Source organism: Streptomyces sp. NPDC091377 (genome assembly GCF_044757045.1).
Taxonomy (GTDB): Bacteria; Actinomycetota; Actinomycetes; order Streptomycetales; family Streptomycetaceae; genus Streptomyces.
In genome coordinates this window covers 179,711-195,757 of sequence record NZ_JBIVUE010000008.1, presented here as the reverse complement: position 1 = coordinate 195,757, position 16,047 = coordinate 179,711, and the positions used below count along the sequence as shown (strand labels likewise).

The window sequence follows — 16,047 nt, the reverse complement described above, 5'->3', positions numbered from 1 at the left end:
CCCGAGACACCCCCCTCGACCCCGATTCACCGCCGATCGGACCGAAGGGCCTGTTTCACGTGAAACCGATCGATCCGCGCCTTCTGCGCTACGCGCGCGCCACCCGGCTCTTCCTGGTGGCCATCGTCGGCCTCGGTGTGCTCGGGGCCGGTCTGGTCATCGCCCAGGCCATGCTGATCGCCGAGGTGGTCGTCGGAGCCTTCCAGGACGGGCTCTCCGTCGGCGACCTGCGCACTCCCCTGCTGCTGTTGATCGCCGTCGCGGCCGGCCGGGCGCTGGTCTCCTGGCTCACCGAACTCGCCGCCCACCGGGCGAGCGCGGCCGTGAAGTCCGAGTTGCGGGGCCGACTGCTTGAGCGGGCCGCCGCCCTCGGCCCCGGCTGGCTGAGCGACCAGCGGACCGGATCACTGGTCGCCCTCGCGACCCGCGGAATCGACGCCCTGGACGACTACTTCTCCCGCTATCTGCCCCAGCTCGGGCTGGCCGTCGTCGTGCCCGTGGCGGTGCTGGCGCGGATCGTCACCGAGGACTGGGTCTCCGCCGCGATCATCGTCGGCACCCTGCCGCTCATCCCGGTCTTCATGGTGCTGATCGGCTGGGCGACCCAGAGCCGGATGGACCGCCAATGGCGGCTGCTGTCCCGGCTGTCCGGGCACTTCCTGGATGTGGTCGCGGGTCTGCCCACCCTGAAGGTCTTCGGCCGGGCCAAGGCACAGGCCGACTCGATCAAGCGGATCACCGGCGAGTACCGCCAGGCGACCCTGCGGACCCTGCGGATCGCCTTCCTCTCCTCCTTCGCCCTGGAACTGCTCGCCACCATCTCGGTCGCCCTGGTGGCCGTCACCATCGGCATGCAGCTCGTCCACGGTGAATCCGACCTCTACGTCGGTCTCGTTATCCTCATCCTGGCGCCCGAGGCGTATCTCCCGCTGCGGCAGGTGGGCGCGCAGTACCACGCGGCGGCCGAGGGGCTGGCGGCGGCGGAGGAGATCTTCGCCGTGCTGGAGACGCCGGTGCCGGAAGCCGGTACGGGGGCCGTCCCGGAGGGCGCCCTGTCCTTCGAGGACATCACCGTCCGTTACCCCGGTCGCACCACCGACGCCGTCTCCGAGGTCTCCTTCACCGTCGCGCCGGGTGAGACGGTCGCCCTGGTCGGGCCGAGCGGTGTCGGCAAGTCCACGCTGCTCCATGTGCTGCTGGGCTTTGTGCGGCCGACCGAGGGGCGGGTGCGGATCGGGGGCACCGACCTCGCCGGGATCGACATCGAGCAGTGGCGGTCCCGGATCGCCTGGGTGTCGCAGCGCCCGCACCTGTACGCCGCGACCATCGCCGAGAACGTCCGGCTCGCCCGGCCCGACGCCGACGACACCGCCGTACGGCAGGCTCTCGCGGACGCCGGGGCGCTGGAGTTCGTGGACGCGCTGCCGGACGGGGTGGAGACCGTCCTCGGGGAGGACGGGGCCGGGCTCTCGGCGGGGCAGCGGCAGCGGCTGGCGCTGGCCCGGGCGTTCCTCGCCGACCGGCCCGTGCTGCTGCTGGACGAGCCGACGGCCGCGCTGGACGGGGAGACCGAGGCCGAGGTCGTACGGGCCGTACGGCGGCTCGCGGCCGGGCGGACCGTGCTGCTGGTGGTGCACCGGCCGGCGCTGCTCGGGGTGGCGGACCGGGTGGTGCGGCTGACGGAGGCCGCGCGGACCGAACCGGCGGCGGAGACAGGGGCGGCGGTGGCGGCTGCCGTGTCCTCGACGGCGGGCGGTGCGTCCGCGCAGTCGGTCGTCGGCGGGGAGGTCCCGGCCGCCGAGGCGTGGCCGTTCGACGGAGTCCCGGGCGCCCGGGCGGTGGTGGAGGAGAAGGAGCACGCGGGGCCGGAGGACCGTCGTACCGGCGAGGGCCGGGCGGCCCATGTGCTCACCCGGGTCCGCGAGATGTCCGGGGCCCGGCGCGGTCGGCTCGGACTCGCGCTGCTGCTCGGCAGTCTCGCGCTGGGCAGCGCGGTAGGGCTGATGGCGACCTCCGGGTGGCTGATCTCCCGGGCCTCGCAGCAGCCGCCGGTGCTGTATCTGATGGTGGCCGTGACGGCGACCCGGACCTTCGGCATCGGCCGGGCGGTGTTCCGGTACGCGGAACGGCTGGTCTCGCACGACGCGGTGCTGCGGATGCTCGCGGACACCCGGGTCGCCGTGTACCGGCGGCTGGAGCGGCTGGCCCCGGCCGGGCTGCGCCGCACCCGGCGCGGCGATCTGCTGTCCCGGCTGGTCACCGACGTGGACGCGCTCCAGGACTACTGGCTGCGCTGGCTGCTGCCCGCCGGTTCCGCCGTGGTGGTCTGCGCCGGGTCCGTCGGCTTCACGGCCTGGCTGCTGCCCGAGGCGGGCGCGGTGCTCGCGGTGGGGCTGCTGCTGGCCGGGGCCGGGGTGCCGCTGATCACGGGGGCCGTGTCGCGGCGCGCGGAGCGCCGGCTCGCCCCCGCGCGCGGCGAACTGGCCACCCGGGTCACCGATCTGCTCACCGGCACCGCCGAACTCACCGTCGCGGGCGCCCTGCCCGCCCGTGCCGCGAAGACCCGCGAGGCCGACTCCGTCCTCACCCGGATCACCTCGCGCGCCGCCACCGCCACCGCGCTCGGCGACGGGCTGATCGCACTGATCACCGGCCTCACGGTGGCCGCCGCCGCGCTGGTCGGCGTCCAGGCGGTGGCCGCGGGCCGGCTCGACGGGCTGCTCCTGGCCGTCGTCGTCCTCACCCCGCTCGCCGCCTTCGAGGCCGTGCTCGGCCTGCCGACCGCCGTCCGGTTCCGGCAGCGGGTGCGCAAGAGCGCGGAGCGGGTGTACGAGGTGCTGGACGCGCCGGAGCCGGTACGGGAACCCGAGCGGCCCCGGCAGGCGCCCGCCTCACCGTTCCCGATCGTCCTCAAGGGGCTCACCGCCCGGTACGCCGGACAGGGCCGGGCCGCGCTCGCCGAGGTCGACCTCACCCTCGGCGAGGGACGGCGGATCGCCGTCGTCGGCGCGTCCGGGGCGGGCAAGACCACGCTGGCCCAGGTGCTGCTGCGGTTCCTCGACGCCGAGGCCGGCGGGTACACCCTGGCCGGGGTGGACGCGTACGCCCTCGCAGGGGACGACGTACGGCGGCTGGTCGGGCTGTGCGCGCAGGACGCGCACCTCTTCGACAGCTCGGTCAAGGAGAACCTGCTGCTGGCGAAGCGGGACGCGACCGACGCCGAACTGCGGGAGGTGCTCTCCCACGCACGGCTGCTGGACTGGGCCGACGGTCTGCCCGAGGGGCTGGACACCCTCGTCGGTGAGCACGGGGCGCGGCTGTCGGGCGGCCAGCGGCAGCGGCTCGCACTGGCCCGCGCGCTGCTCGCCGACTTCCCTGTGCTGGTCCTGGACGAGCCGGCCGAGCATCTCGATCTGCCGACGGCCGACGCGCTGACCGCCGATCTGCTGGCCGCGACCGAGGGCCGTACGACCCTGCTGATCACCCATCGACTGGCCGGGCTCGACGCCGTGGACGAGGTGGTCGTGCTGGACGCGGGGCTGGTGGTGCAGCGGGGCACGTACGCCGAGCTGGTGGCGGTGGAGGGACCGTTGCGGGAACTGGCGGTGCGGGAGGCCGAGACGGAGGGGTTGGTCGGGGTCGGGTAGCGGGGCTGGGTCCCTGGCTCTCGACTTTCCGGGATCAAGGGGACTAACTACCCTCGGAGCATGTCCGACACCGCGCCGCCCGGCTCCCCGCCTCCCGACCGGAGGCCGAGCGGGGACCGGCAGTCGAGCGGGGACCGGGAGCCGGGCGGGGATCGGCAGCCGGGCGGGGATCGGCAGCCGGGCGGGGATCGGCAGCCGGGCGGGGACCGGGAGTCGAGCGGGGATCGGGAGCCGGGCGGGGACCGGGAGTCGAGCGGGGACCGGGAGTCGGGTGGCGACCGGAAGCGGAGCGGGGACCGGGAGCCGGGCGGGGATCGGCAGCCGGGTGGGGACGGGGAGCCGGGCGGCGACCGGAAGCGGAGCGGGGACCGGCAGCCGGGCGGGGACCGGCAGTCGGGCGGGGACCGGGAGTCGGGTGGCGTGGTGGCGGGAGGGCGGATCCCCCGGCTGCTGGAGGCGATGCGGGCCGTCGGCGGCGGACTCGAACTGCACTCCACGCTCAACCGCATCTGCGAGACCGCCGCCTCCCTCACCGAAGCGCGCTACGCGGCCATCGGGGTCGTGGCCGAGGACCGGGACGGACTCGTCGACTTCGTCTACCACGGGGTGGACGCGGAGACCGCCCGGCGGATCGGCCGACTGCCCGACGGGCACCGGGGCCTGCTGGGCGCGCTCATCCACCACCCCGAACCCGTCCTGCTCGCCGATCTCGGCACCGACCCGCGCTCCTGCGGATTCCCACCGCACCATCCGCCGATGAGCGGCTTCCTCGGGGTGCCGATCCGCGTCCAGGGAGAGATCTTCGGCAATCTGTATCTGACCGAGAAGCGCGGCGGGGAGCCGTTCACCGCCGACGATCTCGGCCTGGTGCGGGTGCTGGCCACCGAGGCGGGCATCGCGATCGGCAACGCCCGGCTGTACGAGGCGGCCGAGCGGCGGGAGCGGTGGATCGACGGGTCCGTGGCCGTCACCACCACCCTGCTGTCGGGGCAGGACCAGGACGACGCCCTCCAGGTCGTCGCCGAACAGGCCCGTGGGCTCTCCGGGTCGGCGGCCGGGTTCGTCCTGCTGCCCGCCGACGAGGGCGGCCTGGAGATCGTCGCCGTCGCCTCCGACCGCAGCCCGGGCGCGCTCGGCGTCGTCATCCCGCCGGAGAGCGAGATCGTCGCCGAACTCCTGGCCGGGCGCGCGGTGTTCGTGGAGGACGCCGCCACCGACCGGCGGATGCTCACCGGGCTCGCGCGGGACTACGGCCCGACGATGCTGCTGCCGCTCCAGAGCGACGGCCGGGTCCTCGGCACCCTCGTGATGCCCCGGGCGCGCGGGGAGCGGCCCTTCACCGAGGCCGAACGCACGCTCGCGATCGCCTTCGCCTCGCAGGCGGCGCTGGCGCTGATGATGGCCGAGGCGCAGCGCGACCGGGAGCGGCTCGCGGTGTTCGAGGACCGTGACCGGATCGCCCGCGACCTGCACGATCTGGTGATCCAGCGGCTGTTCGCGACCGGCATGACGCTGGAGAACGCGCAGCGCAGGTCGCAGGTGCCCGATGTGCGGGACGGCGTCGGGAGGGCGGTCGCCGAACTCGATGTCACCATCCAGGAGATCCGTACGGCGATCTTCGCGCTCCGGGAAGGACCGGCCGAGGTGCCGTCCGGGCTGCGCACCCGGGTGCTGAGGGAGATCAACACCGCTGCGGTGCCGCTCGGGTTCAGGCCCTCGCACCGGTTCGTGGGCCCGGTGAACGTCCTGGTCGGCGAGGTGATCGGGCGGAACCTCATCGCCGCCCTGCGCGAGGCGCTGTCCAACGCCTTCCGGCACGCCGGCGCGTCACGGATCGACGTCGTGGTGGACGCGACGGCGACGCTGTCGCAGGGCCGCCGGGGCGTCCGGCTGACCGTCGCCGACGACGGCGTCGGCATCGCCGAGGGCGGCCGACGCAGCGGCCTGCGGAACCTCCAGCGCCGGGCCGAGTCCCTCGGCGGCCACAGCGGGTACGGGCCGGGGATCGGTCCGGACGGAGCCGGTACGACGGTGGTGTGGGAGGCGCCGTACTGATCGACGCCGAGCCGCGCCGGAGCGTCGGGGGCGGGAAACCCGCCCGTCGGGGGCGGAAAACCCGCCCGCTCATCCCCGTGCGCCCCGTTCGTCGGCGTACCCCCTCCCCACCTCCTCGTGCGCCCCTGATCCGCCGTACGCCCCACCCGTCCGCAGGACAGCCGTCCCCCAGCCGTACGACTTGAGCATGCCCTCGGCCCCCGGCCGGGCCACGATCGCTGATATGCGCTCATCTCGCCGTCACCCCCTCCTCGTTGCGGTGCTGGTCTGTGCGGTCGCGGTGCTGGCGGCCCGGCCCACCGGCTCCTCGGGGCCGGGAGGCTCGGCGGGCGGCGACGGCGGGGCAGCCGCACAGGTGGCGCGGTTGTACGCGGACGCGGCGGCGGCGACCCGGCAGTACGAGGAGGGCCGGCGCGAGGCGGCGCACCAGCGGGCCGAGGCGCGGCGGTTGGAGGGGCTGCTGGACGAGCGGCGCAAGGAGATCGCCGTGCTCCACGAGGACCTCGGCCGGATCGCCCGCGCCCAGTACCGCGACGGGGGCGGCCTGCCGATCGCCGCGCGACTGGTGCTCGCGGACAGCCCGGAGGAGCTGATGCGCGGTCAGCACGCCTTCTCGCAGGCCGACCAGGCCGTCACCCACGCGATCGGCAAGAGCGTCCGCGCGGAGGAGCGGCTCGCCGCCGACCGGGCGAAGGCGACGACCGCCTGGCAGGAACTGGAGCGGCACACGGCCGAGCTGGCCGTGCTGAAGAAGGACCTCGCGAGCAAGCTGGCGCAGGCGCGGCACCGGTTGCAGGGCGAGGCCGACACCTCGGCCACCGCGGGCAACTGCCGGGGCGCGGTACGGCTGGAGCAGCCGGAGGCGTCGGAGACCGAGGGCTGGGTCGCGCCGCTGGAGAGGTACGAGATGTCGGCCGGTTTCGGCAGCGGCGGTGCGCGCTGGACCCACCGGCACACCGGGCAGGACTTCGCGGTGCCGGTCGGTACGCCGGTGCGGTCGGTCGGCGAGGGCCGGGTGCTGCGGGTGTCCTGCGGTGGGGCGTTCGGCGTCCAGGTGGTGCTTGAGCATCCCGGCGGCTACTACACGCAGTACGCCCATCTCGCGTCGGTCGCGGTGGAGCAGGGGGAGCGGGTGGCGCCGGGCCGGTGGATCGGCCAGGCGGGCACGACCGGCAACTCCACCGGCCCGCATCTGCACTTCGAGGTCCGCGTCACCCCGGAACTGGGGTCGGGGGTGGATCCGGTGCCGTGGCTGGCCCAACGGGGCGTGGAACTGTGAGCCGGCCGACGGGACGCGGGGTCAGGCCACGCCGCGGGTGAGCCGCGCCACGGTGGGCCGCGCCGCCGGGAGCCGCACCACGGGTGAGCCGCACCACGCCGTCCACGCCGCTTACCGCACCCGCTCCGCGACCATCCGCTCGATCACGACCGCCACGCCGTCCTCGTTGTTGGCGACCGTACGTCCCGACGCGGCGGCGACGACGTCCGGGTGGGCGTTGCCCATGGCGTACGACTGCCCGGCCCAGGTCAGCATCTCCACGTCGTTGGGCATGTCCCCGAAGGCCACGACCTCCTCGTGGGAGATGCCGCGCTCGGCGCAGCACAGGGCGAGTGTGCTGGCCTTGGAGACTCCGGGACCGCTGATCTCCAGCAGCGCGCTGGGGCTGGAGCGGGTGACGGTGGCGCGTTCGCCGAGGGCGAGGCGGGCGACGGTGAGGAAGGCGTCCGGGTCGATCTCGGGGTGGTACGCGAGGATCTTGAGCACCGGTTCGCCGGCCCCCGGCCCGTCCGCGCCGAGCAGTTCCTCGGCGGGGGCCAGCCGGTCGGGTATCTCCAGGTGCAGCTTGGGGTAGGCCGGCTCCTGGTTGAAGCTGTACGTCTGCTCCACCGCGTACACCGTGCCGGGCGCGGCGTCCCGCAGCAGTCGTACGGCGTCCAGCGCGTTCTTCCTCGCCAGTTCGCGCACCTTCACGAACCGGTGGGCGCCGGGCCCGCCGTGCAGATCGACCACGGCGGCCCCGTTGCCGCAGATGGCGAGGCCGTGACCGTGGACATGGTCGCTGACGACATCCATCCAGCGGGCGGGGCGGCCGGTGACGAAGAAGACCTCGATCCCCGCCTCCTCGGCTGCCGCGAGAGCGGCGACGGTCCGCGGCGAGACGGACTTGTCGTCGCGCAGCAGGGTGCCGTCGAGGTCGGTGGCGATCAGCCGGGGCGGTACGGCGGCGGCCGGGGTCTCGGGCTGTCGAGTCGCTGAGGTCACCCGGTCATTCTCGCGCATATGCCAGCACGTCCGTGCGAGACTCCGCACATCTGAGTGGATCCCGCCCTCAGATGAGTGGATCCGGCCCTGAGGCCAGCGGATCGGCCCCTGAAGCCAGCGGATCGGCCCTGAGGCCAGTGGATCGGCCGTGAGGTGAGCGGACGGCCCTGAGGTGAGCGGATCCGGCCCGAGGTGAGTGCCTCGCGCCGCAGATGCGCGGAACGCGTCCTCCGTGTGGACCCCGTCACCCCAGTTGCGCCGTCGCCTCCATCGCGATCTGCTCGAAGATCTTCTGGTCCGCGGCGAAGTCGGAGTCCGGGATGGGCCAGTGGATCACGATCTCGGTGAAGCCGATCTCCTGGTGCCGCCCCGCGAAGTCCACGAACGCGTCCAGCGACTCCAGCGGACGGCCACGGTCCGGGGTGAACCCGGTGAGCAGGACCTTGTCCATACCGGCCGCCTCCCGGCCCAGCTCGGCGCAGGCGTCGGCCAGCCGCTCGGCCTGGCCGCGCAGGGCGCGTACGGACTGCTCGGGCGTGCCCGCCTCGTACAGCTTGGGATCCCCGGTGGTCACCCACGCCTGTCCGTGCCGGGCGGCCAGCCGCAGCCCGCGCGGCCCGGTCGCCGCCACGGCGAACGGCAGCCGGGGCCGCTGCACACAGCCCGGGATGTTCCGCGCCTCGTGCGCCGAGTAGTAGTTCCCCTCGTACGACACCGAGTCCTCGGTCAGCAGCCGGTCGAGCAGCGGCACGAACTCCGCGAACCGGTCGGCCCGCTCCTTCGGCGTCCACGGGTCCTGTCCGAGCGCGGTGGCGTCGAAGCCGGTGCCGCCGGCTCCTATGCCCAGGGTGATCCGGCCGCCGGAGATGTCGTCGAGGGAGATCAGCTCCTTGGCGAGGGTCACGGGGTGCCGGAAGTTCGGCGAGGTGACCAGCGTGCCCAGCCGGATCCGCTCGGTGACCGCCGCGGCGGCCGTCAGCGTCGGCAGCGCCCCGAACCACGGGCCGTCCCGGAAGCTGCGCCACGACAGATGGTCGTAGGTGTACGCGGTGTGGAAACCGAGTTGCTCCGCCCGCTCCCAGGACGCCCGGCCCCCCTCCTGCCAGCGGCGGTGCGGAAGGATCACGGTGCTCAGGTGCAGGTTCATGGGACCGAGCCTAAGGTGGGTCGGCTGGTTTCACGTGAAACGATCAGCGCACATGTCGGCTGAGCCACGGGGTCAGGCTGATCAAGGTCACCAACTCCTTGTACGTCCGGTCGCCGGGCAGCGGCACGATCAGGTACTGGCCGGGCGGGAAGAACCGGCCCCGGACGGAAGCGAGCCCGCCGAAGACCGACCGGAGGAAGGCGGGGACGTCGTCGCGCGGGACGTCATGGAACTCCACGCCCTCCACCGTGATCAGCGCGTCGTCCTCGGGGAAGAGCCGGACGTCGACCCGGGGGCTGCCGCCGAACTCGACGTACGCCTCATGGGGCAGGGAGCCGTCGGGGTCGGCCGCCACCCCTACGCCCGCCGCGCTGCGGCGTGAGGTCTGGTCGGCGCCGATGTCATGGGTGACATGGAACTCAAGGGCGTACTCCGCGGCGATCTCGCGGAGCACGGTGACGGCGGCCTCGGTGGTGGGGAGGTGGTCCTGGTCCATAAGGAGGATCATGCGACGAAATCGCCGGTCATGGCTACGTCGACCCCGCCGGGCCCTCGTCCTTCTCCCACCCGGGGCCGCCCGGGTCCCCCGAGCCGATCTTCGGTCAGGTGGACCATGACGCACTGATGCGCATGGACGTCAGCGCGGCCTTCCGCAACGCGGTTGCGGAACTGGCGTTCACCACCTACCCGTGCTCTGAGGGAGCCGGGAACACCCCGGGGTGGATCAGGTGTCCCAGGGGATGCGGCACCTCCCGGGTCAGCCAGACCCCGTTCGCGCTGACATGGAACACCTGCCCGTCGCGGTGCATCGCCCCGGCGTCCACGGACAGCACCACCGGCCGATGGCGGGCCACGGTGCCCGATCCGCTCGGGCTGGTGGCGAAGGTGCTTCGACAGATATTTCGACACCTTCACGGTCCGTCTCTCGTCCATCGCCCCAGGGTGCCGGGCGAGACCTGAATCACGCATACGGTTTTACGCCCCCAGGTTTGGTCCACAGCCAAGTGAGGTTATCCACAGGGGAATTGAGGGGACTGTGGACAACTGCTGATTGGTTTCAGGGTAGTTCGTCAAGAAGGGTGCTATTTGGGGGGTTTGTGCAAGTGCCGCTTCTACAGCGGTGGTTGGAGCCGTGCCACGGCGCGCAGGGCGCCCGGCATCAGCCGTGACAGCGCCCGTGCGCCACGCGCCTCCGGGGTCACCGGCACCACCGCGTCATTGCGCGCCACAGCCCGCAGAATCGCGTCCGCGACCTTCTCCGGCGGGTAGTTGCGCCAACCGTACAGCCGCGCGGAGCGCTTCCGGCGGCGCTTCTCCTCCTCCGGACCGGCGCCCGCGAAACGGGCCGTCGCGGTGATGTTGGTGTTCACGAAACCGGGGCAGATGGCGGTCACCCCGATTCCCTGACCGGCGAGTTCGGCCCGTAGGCACTCGCTCAGCATCAGCACGGCCGCCTTGGTGGTGCTGTAGGCGGGCAGCACCTTGGAGGGCTGGAAGGCCGCCGCCGAGGCGATGTTGACGATATGCCCGCCCTGTCCGCGCTCGGCCATCCGCCGCCCGAAGAGACGGCAGCCGTGGATCACCCCCCACAGATTGACGTCGAGGACCTTGCGCCAGTCCTCGGGGGTGGTGGCGAAGAACGAACCGGCCAACCCGGTACCGGCGTTGTTGACCAGCACGTCCACCACGCCGTATGCGCTGTCGACCTTCTCGGCGAGCTTCTCCATGGCCTGTTCGTCGGAGACGTCGACCGTCTCGGCCCAGGCGTCCGGCGCCCCGATCAACCGGGCCATCTCGGCGGTCCTGGCGGCACTTTCGGCGTCCCGGTCGACCGCGACGACCCGCGCCCCGGCCTCGGCGAACGCGTGCGCCGTCGCCCGCCCTATCCCGCTCCCCGCGCCGGTGACCAGCACGAGCTGTCCGCCGAAGCGCTCCGCGTACCGGCCCGTGGCCCCGGCCCGCGGACGGCCGCCCTCGACGCCGGTGACGAACTCCGTGATCCAGGCCGTCAGTTGTTCCGGCCGGGAGCGCGGGATCCAGTGCTTGGCGGGCAGCGTCCGCCGCGTCAGCTGCGGAGCCCACCGCTCCAGATCGTCGTAGAGCCGCTCGGAGAGGAACGCGTCGCCGAGCGGGGTGATCAGCTGCACCGGCGCGTGCGCGTAGGCGTCGGGGCGCGGGTGCAGCAGCCGGCGGCGGACGTTGTCCCGGTACAGCCAGGCGCCGTTGGCGGCGTCGTCGGGCAGGGAAGCGGTGGGGTAGCCGTCGCCGGGGACACGTTCGAAGCGCTCCAGGAGCCCCGGCCAGCGCTTGCCGAGCGGTCCGCGCCAGGCCAGCTCGGGCAGGACGGGGGTGTGCAGCGCGTACACATACCAGGACTTGGCGCCCTGGCCGAGGAGTTGCCCCACCCGGCGCGGGGTGGGCCGCTTCACGCGCCGGTCGATCCAATGCCCGAAGTGGTCCAGGGACGGCCCCGACATCGAGGTGAAGGACGCGATCCGCCCCTCCGTGCGCTCGACCGTCACGAACTCCCAGGACTGCACCGAACCCCAGTCGTGCCCGACCAGATGGACCGGCCTGTCGGGGCTGACCGCGGCCACGACGGCCAGGAAGTCGTCCGTGAGCTTCTCCAGCGTGAACCCGCCGCGCAGCGGTTCGGGCGCGGTGGAAGCGCCGTGGCCGCGGACGTCGTAGAGCACCACGTGGAAGCGGTCGGCGAGCCGGGCGGCCACCTGGGACCAGACCTCCTTGCTGTCCGGGTAGCCGTGCACGAGGACCACCGTCGGCGCCGCAGGGTCACCCAGCTCGACGACACACAGGTCGACGCCACCGGTCCGTACGCGACGCTCCCGCCCGCCCTGAAGCAGACCCGCGCCCTCCACGGCCTCCACGCCCCCGTCTCCCTCCACACCCGTCACTTCCGTCACGCCCCTCACACGCCTGATACGCCCGACACGTTTCATGTCTTCGACTTCTCCTCCGCCCAGCGCCGCACATGCGGTAGGTCGTCGTCCAGCCAGAAGGCGCTCTCCTCGGGGTCCGTGGAGTCGGTGACCACCAGGATCTCCTCGAACTTCGCGCCCGTGCCGCGGAACCCGAGGTGCGGTTCGACCGCCCACAGCCCCGGCGGCGGCGGATGGTCGGAGAAGCGGTACGGCGACCACAGCGGCGACCAGCCCTCGCGGTGGCCGTGCAGCACATCGGAGGCGAGGCCCTTGAGGGCCTGGGTGCCGAACCCGAAGACCTGCGGTGACCAGCGGCGTTCCCTGACCCGGTCGACCTTGTGGGCGATCACGCCGAAGGGGTAGGCGCGATGCCGGTTGGCGTACCCCTGGCGGGCCATGAGGCGGTCCACGTCCTGGTAGATCTCGCGCAGGGAGCGCCGCTCACGCACCTCGCGCAGGATCAGCTCGCGATGCGCCTCCAGGTCGGCCATCAGTCTGTCCTGCACGGGGTTGATGCCCAGCGAGCCGGAGTAGCCGATGTCGGCGGTGAAGCCCTCGAAGACCGGGGCCATGTCCAGGACGAACGGCATCCCGGGCGCCAGCCGCCGGTCGGTGGGGAAGAACTGGAGGGGGACGCGGAAGCCGGTGAACGCCGTGCGGTCGCCGAACCAGGCGAAGGGGAGATGGAACCAGTCCCGTACGCCCCGCTCGCGCAGCCAGACGCGCTGCATCCGGGCCGCCTCGCGTTCCGTCACACCGGGGGTGAGCTGGGCGGCGACCGTCTCGGCGCACGCGTACGCCAGACGTTGCACGGTGCGGAAACCGCGCAGTTCCGCCGCCGACCGTCCAGCGGGCCCGGCGGATCCAACGCGTCCAGCAGATCCAGCAGATCCACCAGGTCCAGCAGGCCCAGCAGGTCCAGCGATCACTGCCATGGCATCCACCCCACCGGTCGCGGTACGTGATCGTCACTCGACGTCACCGAATCTCGCACTTGTTAGAGCCAGCGTCAATAAGGCCGACGCGGGCCCGCCCCGGCCGGGGATCGCCGGGACCTCGGGCGGACCCCTAAGGTCCCCTACGACCTCCTACGACCTCAGGGGGACCCCAAGACGGCTCTCCGGTCTGACGCCCGGCGTGGTCCGCGTCACTACTGTCATACCCGTGACTGTGATCGCGACCGAAAGCCTGAGCAAGCGGTTCCCCCGGGTGACCGCACTCGACCGGCTCTCCGTGGACGTCGGACCCGGTGTGACCGGACTCGTCGGAGCCAACGGGGCCGGCAAGTCCACCCTGATCAAGATCCTGCTGGGTCTGTCCCCCGCCACGGAGGGCCGAGCCGAAGTGCTCGGCCTCGACGTCGCCACCAAGGGCGCCACCATCCGCGAGCGCGTCGGCTACATGCCGGAACACGACTGCCTGCCGCCCGACGTCTCGGCCACCGAGTTTGTCGTGCACATGGCTCGTATGTCCGGTCTGCCACCGACCGCCGCCCGGGAGCGCACCGCCGACACCCTGCGCCACGTCGGGCTCTACGAGGAGCGCTACCGCCCCATCGGCGGCTACTCGACCGGCATGAAACAGCGCGTGAAACTGGCCCAGGCCCTGGTCCACGACCCGAAGCTGGTCTTCCTCGACGAGCCGACCAACGGCCTCGACCCGGTCGGCCGCGACGAGATGCTCGGCCTGATCCGCCGGATCCACACCGACTTCGGCATCTCGGTCCTGGTCACCTCCCACCTCCTGGGCGAACTCGAACGCACCTGCGACCACGTCGTCGTGGTCGACGGCGGCAAGCTGCTGCGCTCCAGCTCCACCACCGACTTCACCCAGACCACCACCACCCTCGCCATCGAGGTCACCGACACCGACACCCACCCGGACGGCACCCGCACGGTGCGCGAGGCGCTCGTCGCCCGCGGGGTGGAGGTCCAGTCCGGCAGCGGACTGCCCGGCGCCGGCCACACCCTGCTGCTCACCGCGCAGGGCGAGGAGACCTACGACCTGGTCCGCGACCTGGTCGCCGACCTCGGCCTCGGCCTGGTGCGCATGGAACAGCGCCGCCACCACATCGCCGAGGTCTTCAAGGACGACACCGACACCGGCGCACACCGAACCACCGGCGACGAGTCCTTCGACGAGCCCGCCGACGAGCGGAAGGAGTCGGTCCGCCATGGCCGTTGAGCACCCCGTCGCCCCCACCCCCGGCGACCAGACCCGCATCCACAACATCGGGTACCGCAACTACGACGGCCCCCGCCTCGGCCGCGGCTACGCCCGCCTCTCCCTCTACTCGCAGTCCCTGCGCGGCTCCTACGGCCTCGGCCGCTCGGTCAAGACCAAGGTGCTGCCGATGCTGCTGTTCGTGGTGATGTGCGTGCCGGCGGCCATCATGGTCGCCGTCGCCGTCGCCACCAAGGGCCAGGAACTACCGGTCAGCTACACCCGCTACGCGATCGTGATGCAGGCCGTGATCAGCCTCTACGTCGCCTCCCAGGCACCCCAGTCGGTCTCGCGCGACCTGCGCTTCAAGACCGTACCGCTGTACTTCTCGCGGCCGATCGAGACCTCCGACTACGTCCGCGCCAAGTTCGCCGCGCTGGCCTCGGCGCTGTTCATCCTGACCGCCGCCCCGCTGCTGGTGCTCTACATCGGCGCGCTCCTGGCCGAGCTGGACTTCGCCGACCAGACCAAGGGATTCGCACAGGGACTCGTGTCCGTGGCTCTGCTCTCGCTCCTCTTCGCCGGCCTCGGCCTGGTCATCGCCTCGGTGACGCCCCGCCGCGGCTTCGGCATCGCCGCCGTCATCGCCGTACTCACCATCTCCTACGGCGCCGTCTCCACCCTTCAGTCCATCGCCGAGGTCCAGGGCAGCGCGAGCGCCGTCCCGTGGATCGGCCTGTTCTCCCCGATCACCCTGATCGACGGGGTGCAGACCGCGTTCCTCGGCGCGGACTCGGCGTTCCCCGGCGGCAACGGCCCGTCGGCCGGCGAGGGTGTCGTCTACGTCCTGGCCGCCCTCGGCTTCATCGCCGCCTGCTACGGCATCCTGATGCGCCGCTACCGAAAGGTCGGACTGTGACCACGCTCTCCATCGACCACGTCTCGCGCTGGTTCGGCAATGTGGTCGCCGTCAATGACATCACCATGACCATCGGCCCCGGCGTCACCGGCCTGCTCGGCCCCAACGGCGCCGGGAAGTCCACCCTCATCAACATGATGGGCGGCTTCCTCGCCCCCTCCACCGGCACGGTCACCCTCGACGGCGAGACCGTCTGGCGCAACGAGCAGATCTACCGGCACATCGGCGTCGTCCCCGAGCGCGAGGCGATGTACGACTTCCTCACCGGCCGCGAGTTCGTCGTCGCCAACGCCGAACTCCACGGTCTCGGCGACAAGGAGGCCCAGCGGGCGCTGGCCACCGTCGAGATGGAGTACGCGCAGGACCGCAAGATCGCGACCTACTCCAAGGGCATGCGCCAGCGCGTGAAGATGGCCTCCGCCCTGGTCCACGAACCCTCGCTGCTCCTGCTGGACGAGCCGTTCAACGGCATGGACCCGCGCCAGCGCATGCAGCTCATGGATCTGCTGCGCCGGATGGGCGACGAGGGCCGCACGGTCCTGTTCTCCTCCCACATCCTCGAAGAGGTCGAGCAACTCGCCTGGCACATCGAGGTCGTGGTCGCCGGGCGCCACGCGGCCAGCGGCGACTTCCGCAAGATCCGCCGTCTGATGACCGACCGCCCGCACCGCTATCTGGTCCGCTCCAGCGACGACCGCGCGCTGGCCGCCGCGCTGATCGCCGACCCGTCGACCTCCGGCATCGAGGTCGACCTCACCGAGGGCGCGCTGCGGATCCAGGCCGTCGACTTCGGCCGCTTCACCGCCCTGCTGCCCAGGGTGGCCCGCGACCACGGCATCCGGCTGCTGACGGTCTCGCCGTCCGACGAGTCCCTTGAGTCCGTCTTCTCGTATCTCGTCGCGGCGTAGGAG

12 protein-coding genes and 1 pseudogene are annotated in these 16,047 nt (G+C 72.5%); 6 read left to right on the top strand and 7 right to left on the bottom strand.

The annotated features are described in order from the left end of the window. Positions 1 to 59 precede the first annotated feature (59 nt). The 3 genes from cydD (at position 60) to ACIQNG_RS19815 (ending at position 6,981) form a co-directional block, all read left to right on the top strand. Positions 60 to 3,647 carry a thiol reductant ABC exporter subunit CydD gene (gene cydD, locus ACIQNG_RS19825; RefSeq protein ID WP_401486519.1) on the top strand — a complete coding sequence of 1,196 codons (3,588 nt, stop codon included), beginning with the start codon at positions 60 to 62 and terminating at the stop codon, positions 3,645 to 3,647. 459 nt (positions 3,648 to 4,106) lie between these two features. Then, positions 4,107 to 5,702, top strand: a complete 1,596-nt coding sequence (locus tag ACIQNG_RS19820; protein WP_401486751.1) for a GAF domain-containing sensor histidine kinase — start codon at positions 4,107 to 4,109, stop codon at positions 5,700 to 5,702. A 223-nt stretch (positions 5,703 to 5,925) separates the two neighbouring features. Beyond that, entirely contained in the window at positions 5,926 to 6,981 is a 1,056-nt protein-coding gene (locus tag ACIQNG_RS19815; RefSeq protein WP_401437234.1) for a peptidoglycan DD-metalloendopeptidase family protein, read from the top strand. A 111-nt stretch (positions 6,982 to 7,092) separates the two neighbouring features. On the opposite strand, the gene ACIQNG_RS19810 is transcribed toward ACIQNG_RS19815, so the two are convergent. From ACIQNG_RS19810 to ACIQNG_RS19780, 7 genes and pseudogenes are all read right to left on the bottom strand, one after another. After that, positions 7,093 to 7,983, bottom strand: a complete 891-nt coding sequence (locus ACIQNG_RS19810) for an HAD-IIB family hydrolase (RefSeq protein ID WP_401486517.1) — start codon at positions 7,981 to 7,983, stop codon at positions 7,093 to 7,095. A 226-nt stretch (positions 7,984 to 8,209) separates the two neighbouring features. Continuing rightward, positions 8,210 to 9,112, bottom strand: a complete 903-nt coding sequence (locus ACIQNG_RS19805) for an LLM class flavin-dependent oxidoreductase (RefSeq protein WP_401486515.1) — start codon at positions 9,110 to 9,112, stop codon at positions 8,210 to 8,212. Positions 9,113 to 9,155: 43 nt separating this feature from the next. Next, positions 9,156 to 9,620: a hypothetical protein gene (locus ACIQNG_RS19800; protein WP_401437225.1), complete on the bottom strand. Its 465-nt coding sequence runs from the start codon at positions 9,618 to 9,620 to the stop codon at positions 9,156 to 9,158. 175 nt (positions 9,621 to 9,795) lie between these two features. Then, positions 9,796 to 9,966: a hypothetical protein gene (locus ACIQNG_RS19795; RefSeq protein ID WP_401486773.1), complete on the bottom strand. Its 171-nt coding sequence runs from the start codon at positions 9,964 to 9,966 to the stop codon at positions 9,796 to 9,798. Positions 9,967 to 9,970: 4 nt separating this feature from the next. After that, a pseudogene (locus tag ACIQNG_RS19790) lies at positions 9,971 to 10,045 on the bottom strand (RNA 2'-phosphotransferase); the annotation flags it as partial. 179 nt (positions 10,046 to 10,224) lie between these two features. Beyond that, complete coding sequence (locus ACIQNG_RS19785) at positions 10,225 to 12,027, bottom strand: SDR family oxidoreductase (protein ID WP_401486750.1); 1,803 nt, start codon at positions 12,025 to 12,027, stop codon at positions 10,225 to 10,227. Between the two features lie 41 nt (positions 12,028 to 12,068). Then, positions 12,069 to 12,884, bottom strand: coding sequence for a M24 family metallopeptidase (locus tag ACIQNG_RS19780; protein ID WP_401486748.1), 816 nt, complete (start codon positions 12,882 to 12,884; stop codon positions 12,069 to 12,071). Positions 12,885 to 13,179: 295 nt separating this feature from the next. On the opposite strand from ACIQNG_RS19780, the gene ACIQNG_RS19775 reads away from it, so the two are divergent. The 3 genes from ACIQNG_RS19775 to ACIQNG_RS19765 are packed head-to-tail and all read left to right on the top strand — an operon-like array spanning position 13,180 to position 16,044. After that, on the top strand, positions 13,180 to 14,238 hold the full coding sequence (locus ACIQNG_RS19775) for an ABC transporter ATP-binding protein (RefSeq protein ID WP_401437269.1): 1,059 nt from the start codon (positions 13,180 to 13,182) through the stop codon (positions 14,236 to 14,238). After that, complete coding sequence (locus ACIQNG_RS19770; RefSeq protein ID WP_401437217.1) at positions 14,228 to 15,136, top strand: ABC transporter permease; 909 nt, start codon at positions 14,228 to 14,230, stop codon at positions 15,134 to 15,136. The genes ACIQNG_RS19775 and ACIQNG_RS19770 overlap by 11 nt, the downstream gene beginning before the upstream one ends. Next, positions 15,133 to 16,044 (top strand): ABC transporter ATP-binding protein, encoded by a 912-nt coding sequence (locus ACIQNG_RS19765; RefSeq protein WP_401486513.1) that lies wholly within the window; start codon positions 15,133 to 15,135, stop codon positions 16,042 to 16,044. The genes ACIQNG_RS19770 and ACIQNG_RS19765 overlap by 4 nt, the downstream gene beginning before the upstream one ends. Positions 16,045 to 16,047 lie beyond the last annotated feature (3 nt).